Annotated in this window: 17 protein-coding genes; 7 read left to right on the plus strand and 10 right to left on the minus strand. The window is 75.3% G+C overall.

Going from position 1 to position 18,599, the window contains the following annotated elements; translation table 11 throughout:
* Nucleotides 1-52 precede the first annotated feature (52 nt).
* The gene (locus GVV04_RS01955; protein ID WP_235965534.1) at nt 53-2,719 is read left to right on the plus strand and encodes an AAA family ATPase; all 2,667 of its coding nucleotides are present in this window, start codon (nt 53-55) and stop codon (nt 2,717-2,719) included.
* A gap of 104 nt (nt 2,720-2,823) precedes the next feature.
* On the opposite strand, the gene GVV04_RS01960 is transcribed toward GVV04_RS01955, so the two are convergent.
* A complete protein-coding gene (locus tag GVV04_RS01960) occupies nt 2,824-3,390 on the minus strand; it encodes a dienelactone hydrolase family protein (protein WP_161683998.1) in 567 nt (188 codons plus the stop codon).
* A 213-nt stretch (nt 3,391-3,603) separates the two neighbouring features.
* Between GVV04_RS01960 and GVV04_RS01965 the strand changes: the two genes are divergently transcribed.
* Nucleotides 3,604-4,791: a hypothetical protein gene (locus tag GVV04_RS01965; RefSeq protein WP_161683999.1), complete on the plus strand. Its 1,188-nt coding sequence runs from the start codon at nt 3,604-3,606 to the stop codon at nt 4,789-4,791.
* Between the two features lie 114 nt (nt 4,792-4,905).
* On the opposite strand, the gene GVV04_RS01970 is transcribed toward GVV04_RS01965, so the two are convergent.
* Nucleotides 4,906-5,877, minus strand: coding sequence for a zinc-binding dehydrogenase (locus GVV04_RS01970; RefSeq protein ID WP_161684000.1), 972 nt, complete (start codon nt 5,875-5,877; stop codon nt 4,906-4,908).
* 327 nt (nt 5,878-6,204) lie between these two features.
* On the opposite strand from GVV04_RS01970, the gene GVV04_RS01975 reads away from it, so the two are divergent.
* The 3 genes from GVV04_RS01975 (at nt 6,205) to crcB (ending at nt 8,061) form a co-directional block, all read left to right on the plus strand.
* The gene (locus GVV04_RS01975; RefSeq protein WP_161684001.1) at nt 6,205-6,987 is read left to right on the plus strand and encodes a class I SAM-dependent methyltransferase; all 783 of its coding nucleotides are present in this window, start codon (nt 6,205-6,207) and stop codon (nt 6,985-6,987) included.
* 145 nt (nt 6,988-7,132) lie between these two features.
* Nucleotides 7,133-7,702, plus strand: a complete 570-nt coding sequence (locus GVV04_RS01980; RefSeq protein ID WP_161684002.1) for a FluC/FEX family fluoride channel — start codon at nt 7,133-7,135, stop codon at nt 7,700-7,702.
* Complete coding sequence (gene crcB, locus GVV04_RS01985) at nt 7,699-8,061, plus strand: fluoride efflux transporter CrcB (protein ID WP_161684003.1); 363 nt, start codon at nt 7,699-7,701, stop codon at nt 8,059-8,061. The genes GVV04_RS01980 and crcB overlap by 4 nt, the downstream gene beginning before the upstream one ends.
* A 64-nt stretch (nt 8,062-8,125) precedes the next feature.
* On the opposite strand, the gene GVV04_RS01990 is transcribed toward crcB, so the two are convergent.
* Together GVV04_RS01990 and GVV04_RS01995 are read right to left on the minus strand one after the other, a co-directional pair.
* Nucleotides 8,126-8,461, minus strand: coding sequence for a hypothetical protein (locus GVV04_RS01990; RefSeq protein WP_161684004.1), 336 nt, complete (start codon nt 8,459-8,461; stop codon nt 8,126-8,128).
* Nucleotides 8,462-8,685: 224 nt separating this feature from the next.
* The gene (locus GVV04_RS01995; RefSeq protein ID WP_328822154.1) at nt 8,686-9,936 is read right to left on the minus strand and encodes an MFS transporter; all 1,251 of its coding nucleotides are present in this window, start codon (nt 9,934-9,936) and stop codon (nt 8,686-8,688) included.
* A 164-nt stretch (nt 9,937-10,100) separates the two neighbouring features.
* On the opposite strand from GVV04_RS01995, the gene GVV04_RS02000 reads away from it, so the two are divergent.
* Nucleotides 10,101-10,817: an alpha/beta hydrolase gene (locus GVV04_RS02000; protein WP_161684006.1), complete on the plus strand. Its 717-nt coding sequence runs from the start codon at nt 10,101-10,103 to the stop codon at nt 10,815-10,817.
* A gap of 42 nt (nt 10,818-10,859) precedes the next feature.
* Here GVV04_RS02000 and GVV04_RS02005 read toward each other — a convergent pair whose 3' ends face one another.
* Together GVV04_RS02005 and GVV04_RS02010 are read right to left on the minus strand one after the other, a co-directional pair.
* Nucleotides 10,860-12,017 (minus strand): FUSC family protein, encoded by a 1,158-nt coding sequence (locus GVV04_RS02005; RefSeq protein ID WP_235965535.1) that lies wholly within the window; start codon nt 12,015-12,017, stop codon nt 10,860-10,862.
* Nucleotides 12,018-12,086: 69 nt separating this feature from the next.
* Nucleotides 12,087-12,704 (minus strand): DedA family protein, encoded by a 618-nt coding sequence (locus tag GVV04_RS02010; protein WP_201752789.1) that lies wholly within the window; start codon nt 12,702-12,704, stop codon nt 12,087-12,089.
* 212 nt (nt 12,705-12,916) lie between these two features.
* Here GVV04_RS02010 and GVV04_RS02015 point away from each other — a divergent pair, with 212 nt between their 5' ends.
* Nucleotides 12,917-13,774 carry an HD domain-containing protein gene (locus GVV04_RS02015; protein ID WP_161684007.1) on the plus strand — a complete coding sequence of 286 codons (858 nt, stop codon included), beginning with the start codon at nt 12,917-12,919 and terminating at the stop codon, nt 13,772-13,774.
* Nucleotides 13,775-14,722: 948 nt separating this feature from the next.
* Here GVV04_RS02015 and GVV04_RS02020 read toward each other — a convergent pair.
* The 4 genes from GVV04_RS02020 to GVV04_RS02035 form a co-directional block, all read right to left on the minus strand.
* A complete protein-coding gene (locus tag GVV04_RS02020) occupies nt 14,723-15,115 on the minus strand; it encodes a phosphotransferase (protein WP_268926213.1) in 393 nt (130 codons plus the stop codon).
* 35 nt (nt 15,116-15,150) lie between these two features.
* On the minus strand, nt 15,151-15,474 hold the full coding sequence (locus tag GVV04_RS02025) for a hypothetical protein (protein WP_161684008.1): 324 nt from the start codon (nt 15,472-15,474) through the stop codon (nt 15,151-15,153).
* Nucleotides 15,471-17,660 (minus strand): EAL domain-containing protein, encoded by a 2,190-nt coding sequence (locus GVV04_RS02030; RefSeq protein WP_161684009.1) that lies wholly within the window; start codon nt 17,658-17,660, stop codon nt 15,471-15,473. Before GVV04_RS02030 ends, GVV04_RS02025 begins: the two co-directional genes overlap by 4 nt.
* Before the next feature lie 181 nt (nt 17,661-17,841).
* Nucleotides 17,842-18,573, minus strand: coding sequence for a restriction endonuclease (locus GVV04_RS02035; protein ID WP_161684010.1), 732 nt, complete (start codon nt 18,571-18,573; stop codon nt 17,842-17,844).
* Nucleotides 18,574-18,599: the final 26 nt, after the last annotated feature.

The raw sequence follows: 18,599 nt of genomic DNA on the forward strand, positions 1-18,599 counted from the left end.
GGTGGGAGTCTCCAGAGGTCGTCAGGCACCAAACGGGGGGAAGGACGGTGCGATGCTTATGTCCACGATCGTCACAGAAGCGCACGTCACGGCACCGGCGGACTGGCCCGTGCCGGAGGAGCGGCGGACGGTCAGCGTGCTCTTCGCCGACATCGTCGGCTCGACCGCGCTGGTCGACCGGCTCGACCCGGAGGAGGTCCGGGCGCTGCAACGCGCGTACTTCGACACCGTCGCCGGGGTGCTGGCCCGGTGGGGTGGCGTGGTCGAGAAGTACGTCGGCGACGCCGTGATGGCCCTGTTCGGGGCGCGGGAGTCCGACGGCTTCGACGCGTACCGGGCGGTGCGGGCCGGGCTGGAGATCCAGCGCGCGCTGGACGGGCGGACGCTGCCCGGCGCGCCAGCCCTGCGTACCCGGGTCGGGGTCGCCACCGGCGAGGCGCTGGTGGACGTCGCCGCGTTGCGCGACGGCGCGCACGGCACGGCCAGCGGCGCGGTGATCACCGCCGCCGCCCGCCTCCAGGAGCACGCCCCGCCCGGCGCCGTCGTCGTCTGCGCGGCCACCCGCCGCGCCACCGCCACCCTGATCGCGCACCGCGCGCTCCCCCCGCTGACCGTCGCCGGCAAGCCACTGCCGATGGACGTCTCGATCGCCGCCGGCGTGGCCCGCCCCGAGCCGGCCGGCCACCACGGCCGGCTGGTCGGCCGCCGCCGCCACCTGGCGCACGCGCGGGACCAGGTGCTAAGGGCGGTACGCGAGAACAGCCCCCGCTGGGTGTCGCTGGTCGGCCCGGCCGGCAGCGGGCGCAGCCGGATGCTGCACGAACTGCGCCGGGCCGTCGACGCCTCCGACGGGACGCCGGTGCGCTGGTACGTGGTCGCCTGCCCGCCGTTCCCGGAACGGCCGGTGGAACCCGTGGCCGACCTGCTGCGCGCGTTCGCCGACGTGCGCGCCGAGGACCCGCCGGCGACCGTCCGCCGACGGCTGCTGGCGGCGACGGACGGCCTGGTGCCGCCGGTGCGGGCGCTGTCCACGGCCGTCGCCCTGGAGGGGCTGCTGGACGGGTCGTTCCCGGCCGGCGCGGTGGTCTGGCAGCGGCTGCTGCTGTCTCAGGCCGCCGTGCAGCCCCTGGTGGTGGCGGTGGACGACCTGGACCGCGCCGCCCCGGCGGTGACCCGGTTCCTGCGCGGCCTGATCGCGGCGGCCGTCGTGCGGCGACTGCCGTTGGCGGTGGTGACCACCCACCGTCCGGAGTGGGCCGACACCCGGCCGGGGCCGGACGACCGGCGCGACGAGGTGCCACTGCCGCCGCTTTCCCAGGTGGAGACCGGACGGCTGCTGCGTCAACTGCTCGCCCGGGCCGGTCAGCCGACGGCGCTGGCGACGCGGCTGCTGCCCCTGGTCGGCGGCCTGCCCGGGACCGCCGAGGCGTACGCGCGGCGGATCCCCGAGGGGGCGGACCCGGCGGCAGCGCTGCCGGACCGGGTGCGCGCGAGCGCCACTGCCAGGCTGGACGCCTGCGACGGCACGGAGCGCGCCGCGACGATGGTGGTCGCCGCGCTGGGGCCGTCGGCCCCCGCCACGACGGTGGACCAGGCGATCGGCTGGGCGCCGGGGCGGGCCGAGCCGGTCCTGCGCCGGCTCGCCGGACGCGGCCTGCTGCGACGCACGGCCCGGGACGGCTACCGCGTCGCCGATCCGGCGCTGCGCCGGGTCGCGCACGACCGGCTGCCCAGGTCGGTACGGACCGAGATCGCCCGGCGGGTCGACCTGGGAACCCCGGTCGGCCCGCGCCTGGCGACGCTGCCGATCAGCGCCGCCCTGAGGCACCCGACGCTGCCGATCAGCGCCGCCCTGACTCACCCGGCGGACCTGGCGCGACAGGCCGGCGCGACCCTGGGACACCCGGCGCGATCAACCGATACGACCCTGGGATACCCGACCGGCGCGCCCCTGCCCCGCCGGGGTGGCGGTGGCCCGCCGATGGGGACTGGGCGGTCGCCGGCCGCCCGGCGGGGCTTGACCGCGCTGGCCGGCCACGCCGTGGCTGCCCGCCCAACACCCGCCGGTTCGGCCCGGGATATGCCACGCCCCACGCCCACCGGCCCATCCGAGGGCCCACGCCCCACGATCGCCGTTCCGCCCGACACGGGGCGGGAACCCTGCGGCTCGCGGTCACCCGTCCTTCCGCACCCGACCACCGCATGTCGGGCGGCCCTGCCACGCCGGCCGGCCGGCCGGCGTGGCAAATCCGGCGCGGGCCGGGAGACAGCGGGGCGGCCCGATCCGGGCCCAACGGCGCGGCCTGGCCCGACGGCCGATGGGCGCCGGTCGTCCGCCTACCCGAGCGGGCAGCGCCGGCATCCGACGGGGCGGTCAGGTCAGTGGGCCCGGTGGACCCGGTGGACCCGACAGGGAGCATCGGCGGAACCGGGGCCGGGCCGGCCGACCGGCCGACGCCGGGCGGCACGACGACCGACGCACCGGCAGTCGCGTCGGTGGCACCGGCAGCTCCCGAGCGCACGACGGCCGCCCGGGGCGCAGCCGGCACGGCGACGGCGGCGGCTGCCGGGGTGCGCCCCGGCGCGACGGCCCGCCCCCGGACAGGCCGGGCGACGACAGGCCGGGCGACGACCGAGCGGGCGGTGGCGGTTCGAACGGCGGGCCCGACGGCGGGCCGAGCGGTGGACCGGACCGTGGCGGTCGGGGCGACGGGCCTGACGGAGGCCGACCGCCCGGCCACCGGGGCCGGACCCGCCCGGCTGGCCGAGGCCGCCTGACGACCGAGGCCGCCGGGTGGGGCCGGGTCAGCCGGGCGTGCGCCGTCAGCGGCCGTCGAGGAAGGCGAGCACGCGTTCCCAGGTCAGCTCGGCGGCGGCCGGGTCGTGATCAGGGAGGTCCGCGTCGGTGAAGAGGTGACCCGGGCCCGGGTAGCGGTACACCGAGAGGTCGGCGCCCGCGGCGGTCATCGCCCGCTGCCACGCGTCGACCTCGTCCTGCGGCTCGTGCTCGTCGGGGTCGGCGAGGTGCAGTTGCACCGGCAGGCCCGGCCGGACCGTCTCCGGCGGGCCGGCGACGCCGTGCCACAGGAGCAGGGCGGCGGCGTCGGGGCGCTCGGCGAGCAGTTCGGCGGCCACCCAGACGCCGAACGAGAAGCCGGCCAGGACCGTGTCGGGCGGCAGGTCGGCCACGGCCGCCCGGGCCCGGTCGAGCACGGCCCCCTTGCCGATCTTGTCGAGCAGGGCGAACCCCGCCTCGGCGGTGTCGGCGGCGGGCTCCCCGTACAGGTCGGGGGCGACGACCTGGTGCCCGGCCGCGCGGAGCCGGTCGGCGGCGGCGAGCACGGCCGGGCGCAGGCCGTAGACGGAGTGGAACAACGCGATCTGACTCATCCCGCCATCGTGGCGCGGGGGACCGACATCCGTTGACGGCGGACGGAACCCGCCGGCGCCCGGGAGACCTGTAGTACGGGAAGCCCCACGCCGGGTGTTCCACCAGGTGGACGTGGGGGCGACCCGCCCGGCACGAACACCCGAGGATCCCAGCTCATCACACAGAGGAGTCGCACAATGACGTCGAGTCGCCGACTTCCGAGAGGGCCACTGATGACGAGCAGCGGAGTCCACCACAAGACATCCCCGTGCGCCCCTGCGGCCGTCCCCCGGGTGCCGCCGGCCACCCGCCGGGAGGACCTGGTCACCGTCCTGTTCGGCGCGTGCCTGACGGCCGGGGCGATGTCCGACGGCTGGGCGCACAGCAACATCGTCGAGACCATCGAGGGGTTCTTCACCCCGTGGCACGGCCTGCTCTACGCGGGTTTCGTCGCCACCGCGGCGTGGACGTTCTGGCTGGCGTACCAGCGGCGCGACGCGGCACCCCGGTGGTGGCGGGACGCCTTCCCGGCCGGTTACCGGGTCGGGGCGATCGGCGCGGTGGTCTTCCTGCTCGCCGGCCTGGCCGACATGGCCTGGCACGAGATCCTCGGGGTGGAGGTGGGCCTGGACGCCGAGTTCAGCCCCAGCCACCTGCTGCTGGACGCGTCGGCGGTGCTGCTGCTGACCAGCCCGCTGCGGTCCTGGTGGGCCAGCGGGGAACGAGGCGGACGATCGGCGACGGGGGTGGCGTCCCTGGCCCTGGGCGTGATGGTGCCGTCGATCCTGCTCACCTACGCGTCGGCGTTCCTCACCCTGGCGCCGACCCGCGCGATCGGCGCCGTCGGGACGCAGCAGGCGGCGATCCTCGGCGTCGACGCGTACCTGATCACCACGCTGGTGCTGGTCGGGCCGTTCCTGCTCGCCCACCGGAGGCGGGCCACCCCGGGGACGGCCGCCGCCCTGGCGGCCGGGGTGGCGCTGTTCGACCTGGTGATGCACGAGTTTCCGACACCGCAGGCGTGGGCCGCCCTCGGGGCGGTCTGCGGCGCCGGCCTCGCCGACGTGCTGCTGCTCCGGCTGGACGCGATCCGTGGGCGGGACGCCGCGCTGCGACTGCCGCTCGCCGGCGCCCTGCTCGCCGGGCTGGTGGTCGCCGGGCACCTGGCGGGGCTCGCGCTGGACGCCGGGATCGGCTGGACGCCGGAGGTGACCACCGGCGTCATCACCCTCGCCGCGCTCCTCGGCGCCTTGCTCGGCGGGCTGGCCGCCCGGCCGGCACCGGCCCCGGACCCGGCCGACCCAGCCCGAATCCCGCCGCCGGCCGGCCCGGCCCGAATCCCCGCCCCGGCCGGGCCTGCCGGTGCTACCCCGGTGGTCGCCGACCCCGTCACCCCGGCCCCGGCCGACCCGGTCCGCTGACCGACAGCCGATTCCGTCCCGCCGGCCCCGGCCGACCAGGGCCGGGGTCGACCCGGGCCGCTGACCGGCGTCCGGCCGGGGCGTCGGTCCCCGGCCGGCCCTGGTCCGTCCGGGTCAGACGGAGAGCAGCGTCTTGCCGATTGTCTCCCGGTCCTCGATGGCCCGGTGTGCGTCGGCGGCGCGGTCCAGCGGGAACGTCTGCCCCACCAGCGGCGTCACCCGGCCGGCCGCGACGGCGTCCAGCGCCGCCAGCAGGTGGTGCCGTCGGGCCTGCGCCGTGAGGGCCCGCAGGTCCCCGATGCCGGTGACCGCCACGCCCCGGTCACGGGCCGACGCGGGGTCCGGCACGGCGAAGCCACCGGCCGGGGCGCCGTACGCGCACGTCCGGCCGCCGGGCACGACCAGATCGAACGCGGCCCGGCCGTACGCCCCGCCGGCGCCGTCGAGGAGGATGTCGACGCCGCCGAGGACGGCGCCTACCCGATCGGTCCAGTCCGGGGCCGAGTAGTCCACGATCTCCTCGGCGCCGAGCCGGCGAAGCGCGTCCCGCTTGGTCGCCCCGCGCGCCGCCCCGACCACCCGGGCGCCCGCGGCGTGTGCCGCCTGGAGCAGCACCGCGCCCGCTCCCCCGGCGGCGGCGGTGACCAGCACCCGATCGCCGGCCCGGACGCCGCCGACCAGGTCGAGCACGGCGAACGCGGTGAGCCCGTCGGTCAACAGGGCGGCGGCGTCCCGCAGCGACACCGTCGGGGGCACGGCGAAGAGTTCGTCGACCGGCACCAGTGCCCGGTCCAGATAACCGCCCTCCGGCCCGGTCCGCGTGACCACCCGCCGGCCGACCCAGGCGGGATCGACGCCGGCACCCACCGTGGCGACCGTCCCGGCCACCCCCGAGCCCGGCCGGTACGGGGGCCGGTCCGGGAACCACGCCCCGGCCCGGCCCGCCCGGATCGCCGTGTCGATCCACAGCACGTTCGCGTAGGCCACGGCGACCACCGCCTCGCCCGGGCCCGGCGACGGGTCCGGCACCTCGGTCAGCGCCAGCACCTCCGGCCCACCGAACCGGGTCACCTCGATCACTCTCATGCCGTACCTCCGTGTGGCTCGCCCTTGCTTGCCACCCAGGCTCGGAGATGAAGCAGCGTTGAGGTCAACCGGAGGCGGGAGTGATGTGGGTCACGGGTTCTCGGGGTCGAGCGGCCGCTCGCGCAGCAGCGGCGCTGGAGAAATTCGGACTGTCAGCCCGGCGGGATGGGCGACACGGGGCGACGTCCCGGGCGGGGATGGAACCACCGCCGCCCGGGACGCCCACGCCGGCCTTCCGGCGATCATCGCACTGCCATCATCAGGCAAATGCAAATAGTTTGCAACAAGGTCTGGACTTGCACCGGTGGCGTAACTAGCCTGCTCGGCATGACTCCTTACATTGCAGAGGCTGCGGACCGGCTCGCCGGCACGGCGACGGCCTTTCAGGAAAGCTGGGACCGGCAGCAGGAGGCGTTCATGCCGGACCGGGAGGCGCGCTTCGCCGCCATGCTCGACGCCGTCGACGCGGTCACCGACGGGGACGCGCCCCGCCTGCTCGACCTCGCCGGGGGCACCGGCACCATCTCCCTGCGGGCGCTGGCCCGCTTCCCCCGGGCCGAGGTAACCCTGGTCGACCTCGACCCGGCGCTGCTGGCCCTGGCCGGTGCGTCGCTGCGCGACCGGGCGAAGGTGCTGGTCGCCGACCTGAGCCGCCCCGACTGGCCCGACCGGCTGCCGCACCGCGACTACGACGCGGTGCTCACCGCCACCGCCCTGCACTGGCTGCCGGCCGACCGGCTCACCGACCTCTACGCCGAGATCCGGGGCCTGCTGCGGCCGGGCGGGCTCTTCGTCAACGCCGACCACATGCCCGACGACGCGCTTCCGGGGCTGACCGGCAGACTGACCGCCCGGGCCCGCGAGCGCCGGGCCGCCCGGTACGCCGCCGGGGCGGCCCTGTCGTGGCCCGACTGGTGGGAGCGGGCTGGCGCGGATCCGGTGCTCGGCCCACTGGTCGCGCGGCGCCGAGAGATCTACCCGACCGGGCACAGTCCCGAGTGGAACCCCCCGGTCTCCTGGCACCTCGCCACGCTGACCGCCGCCGGCTTCACCGAGGCCGGCACACTGTGGCGGGGCGGCGCCGACGCGGCGGTGGCCGCCGTCCGCTGACCGGACGCGCCGCCTACGTCGCGGCGGCCGATGGACCCGCCGCCGGTAGGCTCGTCCCGGCGAAGCCACGAGGGGCCGCCGGGCACCAGCACGTCCGCCGCCGACGGGTTCCCGCCGGCGGCGGACGTGCTGGTGGGAGGGCGAGGTGACCGGAGCGGACCCGCGCCGGGTCGATCCCGACGTCGACCTGCGCGTGCCCGGGGACCGGGGCGAACTGCGGGCGCACCCGGCGGCGGTGCTCGGCGTGATCGCGGCGGGGGGCGTGCTCGGCGCGCTGGCCCGCGCAGGGCTCCAGGCCGCCTTCCCGCACCGGCCCACCGGCTTCCCCTGGGCGACGTTCGCCATCAACGTGACCGGATGCCTGCTGATCGGGGCGCTGATGGCGGTGGTCGCCGCCGGGCGGACCCGGCCGCTCACCCGGCCCTTCCTCGGCGTCGGCGTGCTGGGCGGGTTCACCACCTTCTCCACGTACGCGGTCGACGTGCGGCTGGCGGTGGCCGCCGGGGCGGCCGGCACCGCGCTGGCGTACCTGGTCGCCACCCTGGTGGGGGCGCTGGTCGCGGTGTGGCTCGGCGACGCCGCTGCCGGCCGGCTCCTGCGCCGCTCGGCCCGGCCGGCAGCGGCGGGCGGTGACGGGCCGGGCGCGGGCGGTTCCCGGGCGGCGGACGGGCCGGCCCCGAACGACCGGGCCGACGAGGATCGGGGGGCCCGGTGACGGTCCTGCTGATCGCCCTCGGCGCGGCCGTCGGGGCGCCGCTGCGCTACCTCACCGACCGGGCCGTGCAGTCCCGGCACGGCTCGTCGTTCCCGTGGGGCACCCTGACCGTGAACGTGCTCGGCTCTCTGCTGCTCGGCGCCCTGGTCGCCGCGCCGGTCGGGCCGGCCGCCGCCGCGCTGCTCGGCACCGGCTTCTGCGGCGCGCTCACCACCTACTCGACCTTCGGCTACGAGACGCTGCGGCTGGCCCGCGACGGACCCCGGTGGACCGCCCTGGCCAACGCGCTGACCAGCGTGGCCGCCGGGCTGGCCGCGGCGTCGCTCGGCTACGCGGTGACCCGCGCGCTGAGCGGGTGACCTACGCACCGAGCGGGTGCCACCCAATCCCGACGGCCCGTGGGGGTGACGGCTCCGCCCGGGGTCAACGCGCCCGGCGCTCCGGGTGCGCCCGGTTCCAGGCCCGCATCCGCTCCGGGTACCCGGTGCGGGCGGCCTCGTACAGGGGCACCGCGTGCCGCTGGGCGATCTTCGCAGCGGCCCGGGGCGAACCGGTCCGCCGCCGGATCCACTCCCCGTCGTGGGCGATCGCCACCACGGTGGTGTCGGTCGCGGTGGTCTCCGGCTCGAGGTAGAACTCCACACCCCGGCGGCTGGCCACGAATGTCTCCAGGGCGGCGAGGTCGTCGGGCGTCGCCTCCCGGTCGAGTTTCGTCGGGATCCCATCGACGGCGCGCTGTCGCCGGCTGAACCAGCCCATGCCCGGCTCCTCTCCTCAGCGTCCCACCAGTGGAGCACCCCCGCCTGACATCCTGCTGGATGCGGGGTGAGAGGAACCTGACCACGGGGCCGGCGGGCCGTACGCTCGCCCGGTGACCGGTGTCGACGGCCCGGCGGCGGCCAAGCGGACCCGGCGGCCTCCGGCGGCAGGGACGGCGGCCCGGCGTTCGCTCGGCACCCCCGGGGCGCCGAGCGGGGGTTCAGTCAGCGGGTGGGCCGGGAGCCGGCCAGCGGCCGGATCACCGGGACCAGGGCGAGGGCCGGCAGCAGCAGGAGCGGCACCACGATCAGGGCACGCAGCGTGCCCACCTGGTCGCCGAGCAGGCCCAGCAGCGGAGGACCGCCGAGGAACGCGGAGTAGCCGATCACCCCGACGACGCTGACCCGGGCCGGCGCCCGGTCCTCGTCGTCCGCCGCGGCGCTCAGCCCCACCGGGAAGCCGAGCGACGCGCCGAGCCCCCACAGCGCGACCCCGGCGATGGCGACCGGCCCGGAGCCGGCCAGCACCGCGAGGGTGGCGCCGACCCCGGCGCACAGGATCGTGCCGAGCAGCACCGGCACCCGGCCCCAACGGTCGAGCGCCACCGTACCGACGGTGCGGCCGACGGTCATGCCGACCACGAAGACGCCGAAGACGGCAGCGCCGGCGGCCTCGCTCAGTCCGTACCCGTCGACGAACGCCACCGCGAGCCAGTCGTTGGCACTGCCCTCGGTGAACGCCATCACCAGCACAAACAGGCCGATGAGCAGGGTGCGCGGCTCCCGCCAGGCCGCGAGCAGCGAGCCGCGGCGCGCGGCGGCGGCGTCGCGGGCGGACCCCGGGTCGACCCCGTCGGCCGCCAGGAACGACCGGGCCCCGAGCAGCGTGCCGGCGAGCACGACCGCCGCCAGCACGGTCAGGTGCGCGGCGATCGGCACCCCGGCCCGGGCCGCCGCCGCGCCGAGTCCCGCGCCGGCCACCGAGCCGAGGCTCCATGCGGCGTGGAACCGGGGCAAAATGGTCCGGCCCAGCCGCCGTTCGACGGCCGTACCCTCGATGTTCATCGCCACGTCGCAGGTGCCGGAGCCGTAGCCGAACAGGAACAGGCCGACGGCGACGCCGGGCAGGAACCCGGCGAACCCGGCGGACATCCCGGCCACCGTCATGCCGCCCGCCACCAGCAGGACGCTGATCGCCACCGTGCGGGCCGCGCCGAGACGCTGGGTGACCAGCCCGGCGGTCGGCATCGCCAGCAGCGAGCCCGCGGACATGGCGAGCAGCAGCAGCCCGAGCTGTCCGGCGGTGAGGCCCAGCGCCTCGCGGACCGCCGGCACCCGGGAGAACCAGGAGGCGACCGCGAGGCCGTTGAGGGCGAACACGGCCGCGACGCCGTTGCGGGCGGCCAGGACCGCGCGTGGTGCGCCGGGAGGCGCGCTGCCCGGGCCGGCGGTCGGGGCGTCGGCGGTGCTGCTCACGGGGTGGTTTCCTCTCCGGGGATTACGTCGCCCGAACATTGGACACCCCGGGCCGACAGCACCGACTGCCGGCCCCACCCCTTACCGCGATCCGGGCCGCCTAGCCGGCGGCGGACCGGGTACCCCGGCCCCGGCGACGACCGACGCGAGGCGGTGAGGATGACGTGACCGAGCCCGCCCCGCCGCACCGGGAGCCGGCGCAGGACCACCGGCACGGGCGGCTGGCCGCCCGCCCGGCCCCACCGACCGGCCGGGGCCGGCCAGGGCTGACGCCGGTGACCGACCCCGGGGGCGAACCCCGGGCCCTGGTGTACGCCCCGGACGACGCCGACGAACGGCCGTACCGGTTGGTGCTGCTGCTGCACGGTGCGGGCGGCTCGGCCCGGCAGGGCCTGGACCTGTTGCTGCCGCTGGCCGACGCGCACCACCTGCTGCTCGTCGCGCCGCAGGCCACCGCGTCGACGTGGGACCTGATCACCACGGGTTTCGGGCCGGACGTGCGCCGGATCGACGAACTGCTGGAGACCGTCCTGTCCGCCCACCCGGTCGCCGACGTGGCGTTCGGCGGCTTCTCAGACGGCGCCTCGTACGCGCTGTCTCTGGGCCTGACCAACGGCGACCTGGTCCACGCGGTGCTGGCCTTCTCCCCCGGGTTCGCCGCGCCCCTGGTCACCCACGGTCGGCCACGCGTGTTCGTGTCGCACGGCGCCGCCGACCGGGTGCTGCCGGTGGACGTGTGCAGCCGCCGGCTGGTGCCCCGGCTGCGCTCGCTCGGCTACCCGGTCGACTACGCGGAGTTCGCCGGCGGGCACGAGGTGCCGGCGGAGCTGCGCCGCCGGGCGGCGGACTGGCTCGCCACCCCCTCGCCCGGCCCGGCCTGACCGCCCGCGCCGGCCCGACCACCCGCGCCCGCGCCGGCCGGGTCACAGCGCCGGCAGGCCGAGCGCTTCGTCGACCCGCCCGAGGACGGCCGCGTCGTCGTCCACCCCGACTCCGCGCAGCAGGTCGATGGCGGTGGCCCGCACCGACCCGACGATCATCGCGAGCGGCAGGGTCTGACCGGCGGTGAACAGGCGGCCGGCGCCCCGGACCGCCTCCAGCGCGGCCGTCTCGGCGCGGGCGGCGTGCTCGTCGGCGAGGGCGTCCCGGCCGTCCAGGTCGGCGGCGAACGCCTCCCCGGCGGCGTGCATCGCGTCGGCCAGCAAGCGGATGGCGACCCCCAGACCGGGCGGGACGGGGGTGGGCAGCCGGGTCAGGGTCACCCCGGCCCGGGCCAGGACCCGCACGTTGCGCACCGCGTAGTCGATCTGCCCGATGGACGCGTCGACCGAGCGCAGCCGGCCCAGGTGCCGGCGACGGCGTACGTGCAGGGTCAGCGCCTCGCCGGCGGCGAGCACCCCGGCGCGCAGCCGCTCCACGGCGGCGTCCATCCCCCGGGCCCGGTCGAGGGCGGCCAGGGCGGCGGTGGGGTCGCGCTCGTCCAGCGTGTCGGCGACCTCGCGCAGCAGCCCGGCGAGCTCCTCGAAGGTCTGCCGGAACTCGGCGACCAGCGGGGCGAGCGGGTGCCGGGCGTCGACGAGTTGGCTGGCGACGAGGGCCACCACCCCACCGATCAGCGCGTCGACGAACCGGAACGGGACCAGCGACTCGGTGGACGGGGAGACCACCACCAGGTAGAGAGCCGAGACCGCGGCCTGCACCACGGAGACGCTGCTCGCGCCGATCGCCACGGCCAGGACGATGGTCAGCAGGATGACCGTGAAGACCGTCCAGCTGGTGCCCGGCCCGAGGGCCTGCACCACCACGTCGGCGACGAGCACCCCGGCGGCGACGCCGAGCACCACCTCCACCGCCCGGCGCATCCGCTGCCCCCTGGCCTGCCCGAGGACGATCAGCGCGGCGGCCGGGGCGAAGAACGGCTCCGGGTGCCCGACCAGGCGGGTGGCCAGCACCCAGGCGACGGTGGCCGCCACGGTGCCCTCCACCACCGGCACCCAGCCCTGTCGGACCCGGCCGGCGGCCTCCCGCAACCAGCCCCACCGCACCATCGCCGCCTCCTCCGCCGTTGCACCGCCCACCATGGTGCTCCCCGGCGGGCCGGGCGCCGCCGCCCGGGCACGCCGACCCACCGCGCAACCGGCCCCACGGCCTCATCCGGCTGCCCGGCGGGCGGCCCGGCGGTGCCGCCAGAGGCGGGCCGCCACCAGCACCACCAGCAGTCCCAGCAGCGCCTCCCCGCCCAGGCCGAGTCGGCGCTCCAGCAGCCGGTACGAGGCGCCCGCCAGGTAGCCGAGCACCGCCACGGTCACCGCCCAGAGCACCCCGCCGCAGACGTTGGCCAGGGTGAACGTGCCCCGGGGCACCCCGCTGAGCCCGGCGATCCCCGGCACCAGGGCACGCAGCCCCGCCACCCAGCGGCCGAGCAGCACCGCCACCGCGCCCCGGCGGCGGACCAGGTCCAGCGCCCGCCGCAGCTCCCCCGAGCGGACCAGCCGGCGGGGCGCGTGGGACAGCAGCCGACGGCCGTACCGGCGGCCGATGAGGTAGCCGGTCTGATCGCCCAGCGTCGCCCCGGCCACCGCCATGGCAGCCACCGCCCACAGCGGCAGCCGACCCGAGTGGGCGAGCACTCCACCTACCAGCACCGCGATCTCCCCCGGAACGAACAGCCCGAGGAGGGTGGACGCCTCCAGCGCGGGAAGCAGGAAGACCAGGGCGAGCACCAGCGCGGGCGGCGACGCCACCAGCACCGCGAGCACCCGGTCCACCCGACCATTCTCCCCGGACGGCGACGGCCGGCGACCCCGATCACCGTTCCCGCCGCCACCCGCCCGCGCCGGGGACAGGGGACGAGACGGGGACGGTACGAACCCCGGTCCGGCTGGTCAAGCGGGTGTCGGGCGGCGGCTGACCCGCGTGGCGGCCGTCGCAAGGCCGACGAGGGTGCCCACCGACGGCGAAGATCAGCTATAAGTGGTCCATGGACTTCCCGCCGTACCTGGCCAGCATGCCGATGCACGCGATCACCGAGATCCACGGCGAGCCCGGGCTGCTGGAGCGGTTCCGGCTGGAGATCCGCGCGTTCGACTCCGGCGCGCAGGCCCGGCTCACCGCCGCCCTCGACCTGGCCGCCGAGCTGCACCGCGACGACCGGCGGGTGCGCGAGCCGTACCTGAACCACCTGCTGCGGGTGGCGATCCGGATGATGCACCACTACCAGGTGCGCGACGTGGACGTGATCGTCGCCGGCCTGCTGCACGACGCGGTGGAGGACCACCCGGCTGAGCTGGCGGGCCTGACGGAGAACCACCCGGTCGAGCCGGCGGGCCTGACGGAAAACCACCCGGTCGAGCCGGCGGGCCGGGCAGAGGACCACCCGGTCGAGCCGGCGGGCCGGGCGGGGCGCTACCCGGCGGGGCCGGAGGTGGAGGTGGCGGCCGGCGACCGCACCGCGGCGGCGTTGGCGGTGCTCGCCGCGCGGTTCGGCCCGCGGGTCGCGCGCCTGGTCGCCGCGGTCACCAACCCGGCGTACGACCCGGGGCGCGACCGGCACGCGCAGTACCGGGAGCACGTGGCGGCCAGCCTGGACCGGGAGCCGTGGGCCCGGGTCATCAAGGTTTCCGACTTCACCGACAACGGGGTCGGGGTGATCCACACGGTCGGCCCGAAGGTGTTCTCCTCAGCGACGAAGTACCGTCCGCTGGTGCCGGTCTTCCGGGAGCTGATCGCCCGGCCGGACACCCCGCTCGCGCCGGCGGTGAAGGCGCACATCTTCAGCCAGCTCGACCTCGCCGAGGAGCGCTTCAGCGCGATCCTCGACCATCCGGTGAGCACCTGAGGCCGAGACCGCCGTCGAGGTGAGTTTGGGCGGCTCTGAATACTCCAGCCGCGCCTGATGAAGTCGAAGTCTTCGCTGGTAGTGGGCTTGTTTAGCGCGGTACTGGTGTCGGCGTCACCATCGTGACCATCGATGTATGGGGTCGGTAGTCCGGGTGGCGGTGATCAGGTGTGCCAGGAGACGGCGGACCTCACCCAGGGTGAGAGGGGATGAGTATCTCATGATCAGGTTCGAGCCTCCTCCTTTCGCGTGGGCGGCGGTGACGGCAAGGTAGGCGCGGGCCCAGGGCCCCGGCAAAGTCGCGAGGTGTCCGATCCCGCCCGAAGTTCATCCACCTTCCGGGAATCCCGTTCCGCACCTCAGGATGGCCGGAGATCATGGAAGGAATTGGCCCCTCCGGGGGCCATTTTTTACCAAGATCTCCCGCGTGGTCAGTCGTGCCGTCGGAAATGGCGCTCCTGGTAGTGGTGCGCCGTACGGGGGCCGGGGCCTCGGTTCCGCCGAACCTCAGCTGTTCCATATTTCGCCCAAATGCCGGGGAGGCCGCCGCTACGCCGCCCCATGCCGCCCCGCCCGTGCGCCGGGCAGTCGGGCGGCGACCTGACAATCGCCCCCACCCGGTCGGGGGACCTGCCCTTCGGCCCCTACGGAGCTGCCCCGTCCACGCTCCCACTCCACCGACAGCACAAACGGGGCAGCTCCATAGGGACCAACGCAGGGCAGACCGACCCGGCAGGGCCGACGATGCCGGCAGCGCGCGCATCCCCGGGCGCCTGCCAAGCCGGAGACCCTCAAGACTTTGCCGGGGCCCTGGGCGCGGGCCCCGGTCCAGCAATCTGATAAGAGGGTGGCCCGCCGATCATGACTTGGCCGCTGTCGAACCAGAGCCTTCGCTTGGTTTGAGCGGTGAACGATGGGGCTCGGGCCGTACGCCGAACCTGTTTCGATTCAGCCCGACGCGTCCATCAGTGCGGTGATGTAGGCATCTAGGCGCTCCTCCACGGCCCGCGTCGTCAGGTCTGTCCTGCCTGCCTCGCGCCAGGGCTGCGAAACCGACTGCACCTCTTCTGAGCACGCCAGCGCGTCCCGCACTTGCCAGTACAGCCGCTCGCTCGCATGCGCGGCCAGCACCCCGCCGACCTGCTCATACGCCTGCGCGAACTGCGGGCCCCAGGCCAGGCCGTGCAACAGCGCGAGATTGGTGGAGCAGTGCGCCACATCGAGATCCGCCGGGCCCCAAGAGGTCCCTGCCCAGTCGACGACGCCGGCGATCTGGGCACCTGCCGGCCCGAGGGACCGCAGGTCAAACAGCACGTTGCCAGGTTGAAAGTCCCGGTGCAGGAATCGCCCTTACCTGCCACGGGTAGAGGTCGGCGTCAGTCCTGGTCGTCGAGGAGCGGGCGGAGTTGCTCCAACAACCGGGCCCGGCTGACGTTCCGCGGCAGGTCCACCTTCAGGTCGATCCCGGGGCCCGTGACCGTCAGGGTCACCGAGGGGCGAGGGTCCCGCAGCCGCCAGTTGCGAATCGCGGCCACCAGGTCGCCCAGCTGGGGCTGCAACGCGGCGAGGGCGGCGAGGTTCGCCAGCAGGCCCGTTCCCTCGACGGCAAGGGTGATCGCCGACAGGTCACGAACTCCCTCGTACGGCAGGTCGAGTTCCTCAAAGACCTCGGCCGGCAGCAGCAGTTTGACTGTGGTCATTCCTCGCCTCTCACCAGGCCCGCGATCCGCTCGCGGGCGGCTTGGTCCAGTGGTTGCAGCGACGTCGACGCGACGGCGCCGCTGAAGAATCCCTGCACGTGGTGGATTCCCAGGTCGTAGATCTGCTTGAGGGTCACCGGCGCCGCGTCGTCGAACCCCTCCACGATGACGGCCCTGGGCGTGGGGGCCTGCCCGAGGTCGCTCGCGTGCCGGGACACCCGCGCCACCAGCGCGAGTTCCTCCAGCGCCATCGGATGGTGCAGCACCGCCCGGTCGACCTTGATCTGGGTCAGCGGCAGCTCCGCCATCCGGGCCAGCGAGGCGTACCCGACGCCGAAGTCGTCGACGGCGAAGCTGATCCGGAGCTCCCGGGCCAGCTCGGTGAGGCGCCGGTGGAAGTAGAGCAGCGGTTCCTGCGGCCACCGCTCCCCCGGGCCGGGCTGGATCGCGTCCTGCTCGGAGATCTCCAGCGTGAGCGTTCGCGGATGCATGGCGGCCTCGGCGAGCGCCCGGCTCACCTGGTTGAGGTAGGAGTCGCTGAGCAGCGAGCGGACCGCGACGTTCACCGACAGCGGCTTGGTGCCGTGCCACGGGGCGTCCCCGTCCGCGACGGCGTACGAGTGGATCGACTTGGCGAGCAGCAGCGAGTCGCGCTCGATGATGAAGCGGTCACCCCAGACGTACGCCATCTGCAGCGCGGCGAGTGGCGCGCGAAGCTCCTTTTCGCTGCGGCGCGCGAGGGCCTCGAAGCTGTGGATGCTCACTCCGGCCGGGCGCAGGTCCAGCTCCACGACAGGCTGGAACACCATGATCATGGAGTCGACGAGCTTCTGGTAGAGGCTGAACGCGTACTCGTAGAGGTTCAGTGGCAGCCGACCGAAGGCGGTGCGCAGGGCGGTCACCACCTGCATCTCGGCCTGCAGCGGGTCGCCGAGGAGGTTCGAGTCCCACAGGGCACGGAGCATGACGGCGAGCGGCTCGCCCATGTCGAGCAGCGCGACGGCGGGGTCGACGACGGTCAGCGTGAGGATGCGATCGTCCTCGTAGGAGAGCGGAACGCAGAGGAGCCGCATGCCGGCGTCGTTCGAGACGATGTGCCCGGGCATCGACGTGCGGTAGCGAATCGCGTCGGCGGCGCTCAGCTCCAGCAGCGGCCGCAGCTCCTCCTTGTCGAAGCGGGCGGTGGAGTCGGCCACCCGGATGGCCGGGCCGGAGAACTCCACCACGGCCACGGAGGCCGCCGCCAGCGCGTGCCGGACGATCTCCACCCGCTCGGCGTGCCCGCGCTGCTGCGACGCCCGCATCGGGTGGGCCTCGGACCGGAAGACCCGACCGAGCAGCTGCACGATCGAGCTGGACTGGTCCTCCAGGGGGCTCTTGCAGGGCCGGGTGGTGCTGGGGTTCGCGGGCGAACTCTGCAACCGACGCTCGTGCCGCGAGGTCGGCGGCTGGACCAGCACGGTGGTCGGGCCCCACATGTGCACAAGCTGGACCGGTGGCGGTTCGAGCCCCTGCTCGGCCACGAACGCGGCCATCTGACCGAACGACACCCGGCCCCTGTCGTCCGCCGCGCCACCGCGAAGGGCGCTGAGCAGGTGATAGGTCAGCACCCCGTGCCCGTATTCCTCGTCCTCCCGTGCCGCCGCGCCGTTGCGGCAGGCCAGCAGCGCGCTGTGCCGGTCGACCCGGGTGCGGTAGGTCTGCATCGCCTCGGCGTGGCGCAGGTCGGCGTCCAGGTAGATCCCGGCGTGGCAGCAGTCGAGGACGAGGAAGGAGGTGCCGGCAAAGGTCTCGAAGACGTCCCGCTTGAGGAACTCCATCCGCAGGCCGTTGTCCGGCTCCCGGCGGAGGGCGTCCGGGTTGAGGTCCGCCGTGACGAGGTACGCGTCGAGTTGGGTGCTCCACTCGGGCACCAGCGCGTGGCCGGCGAAGTACACGAGCAGCACGTCGGAGGGGCCGGAGTCCAACGCCATCTCGCGAAGCCCGGCCTTGATCTCCCGCCAGGTCGCCTCCGCGCCGACGTACATCCTGATGTCGGCGTCGTCGAAGGTGCCGATCTCCTCGTCGAGCAGCACCCCCCGGACCGCCTGGACATCGCGTTCCGCATATCGCAGGGCGGGCAGTCGAACGTCGCTCCCGCCCTGGTTGACCCCGATCAAAACCGCCCGCCGCCGGCTCGGCGCCATGCAGAACCCCCACTGGATGATTCGCCCGCGCTGACGAGACGGAATCGGAGCAGCGCTCAGGGCGAGGCTATCGGTTTCGACGGGCGTCCTTGATCTGACCGCCGAGTCAGATACCCGTCAATGGTGGAATCGGCCAGCGAGCACCCGGCCTGCCGCCCGGGCGGACAGCCGATCGGGAGACTCAGCGGGCCACGAACAGGCCCGGGGGTGGAGTGTGCGTCAACGCCCAGGTCTCCAGAGCCGTTCGGTCCACCAGCGCGATGTCGAGCTGCTGGGCCAGCCGCACGCCGTCGCCCGCCGTGAAGAAGCTGTTGGTCACGATCACGCAGAGCTGACCCCCGTGCACCTCGCGGCAGGTCCCCGCGAAGCGCTGGATGGCGGCGCTGCCCACCCGGTTGCGTACACCCTGCCGCTTGCACTGCACGACCACCCGCCGCCCGTCCGGCGCGACGGCCACGACGTCGGCGCCCCGGTCCCCCGACCCGCCGGTGACCGTCACCTGCCGGAACCCCGACGCCTCCAACAGCCGGGCGAACCATCGCTCGAACTCCGGCCCGGACATCGCGTCCGTCACCGCGATCAGCCGGTCCCGCCGAGCCTGCTCAGCCCACTGTCGAGCCTGCTCAGCCCGCTGTCGGGCCCGCTGCCTCGCCCGCGCGAAGAGCAACGCGGCGACGGCGAGGCCGAGGACCGCCACCAGGAGGGCCGACCAGTACGGGTGCCGCCGCACGAAGTCGACCGCCACGACCACGAGCACCAGCGCGGGCACGCCCCAGAGGAGCGGCGCCGCGCTCCCTGCGCCTCCGCCGGACCGGCCACGGCGGGCCGCCCCGCCGCGAGCGCGCCGCCGCTTGCGGTAGTGGGCCCGGACCCGGGCACCGTCGCGGCGGATGTGGGACTTCACGTACGGCATGCGGCACCTCCGACGACGGGACACCA

The sequence above is a fragment of the Micromonospora rubida genome (assembly GCF_009908295.1).
Taxonomy (GTDB): domain Bacteria; phylum Actinomycetota; class Actinomycetes; order Mycobacteriales; family Micromonosporaceae; genus Micromonospora; species Micromonospora rubida.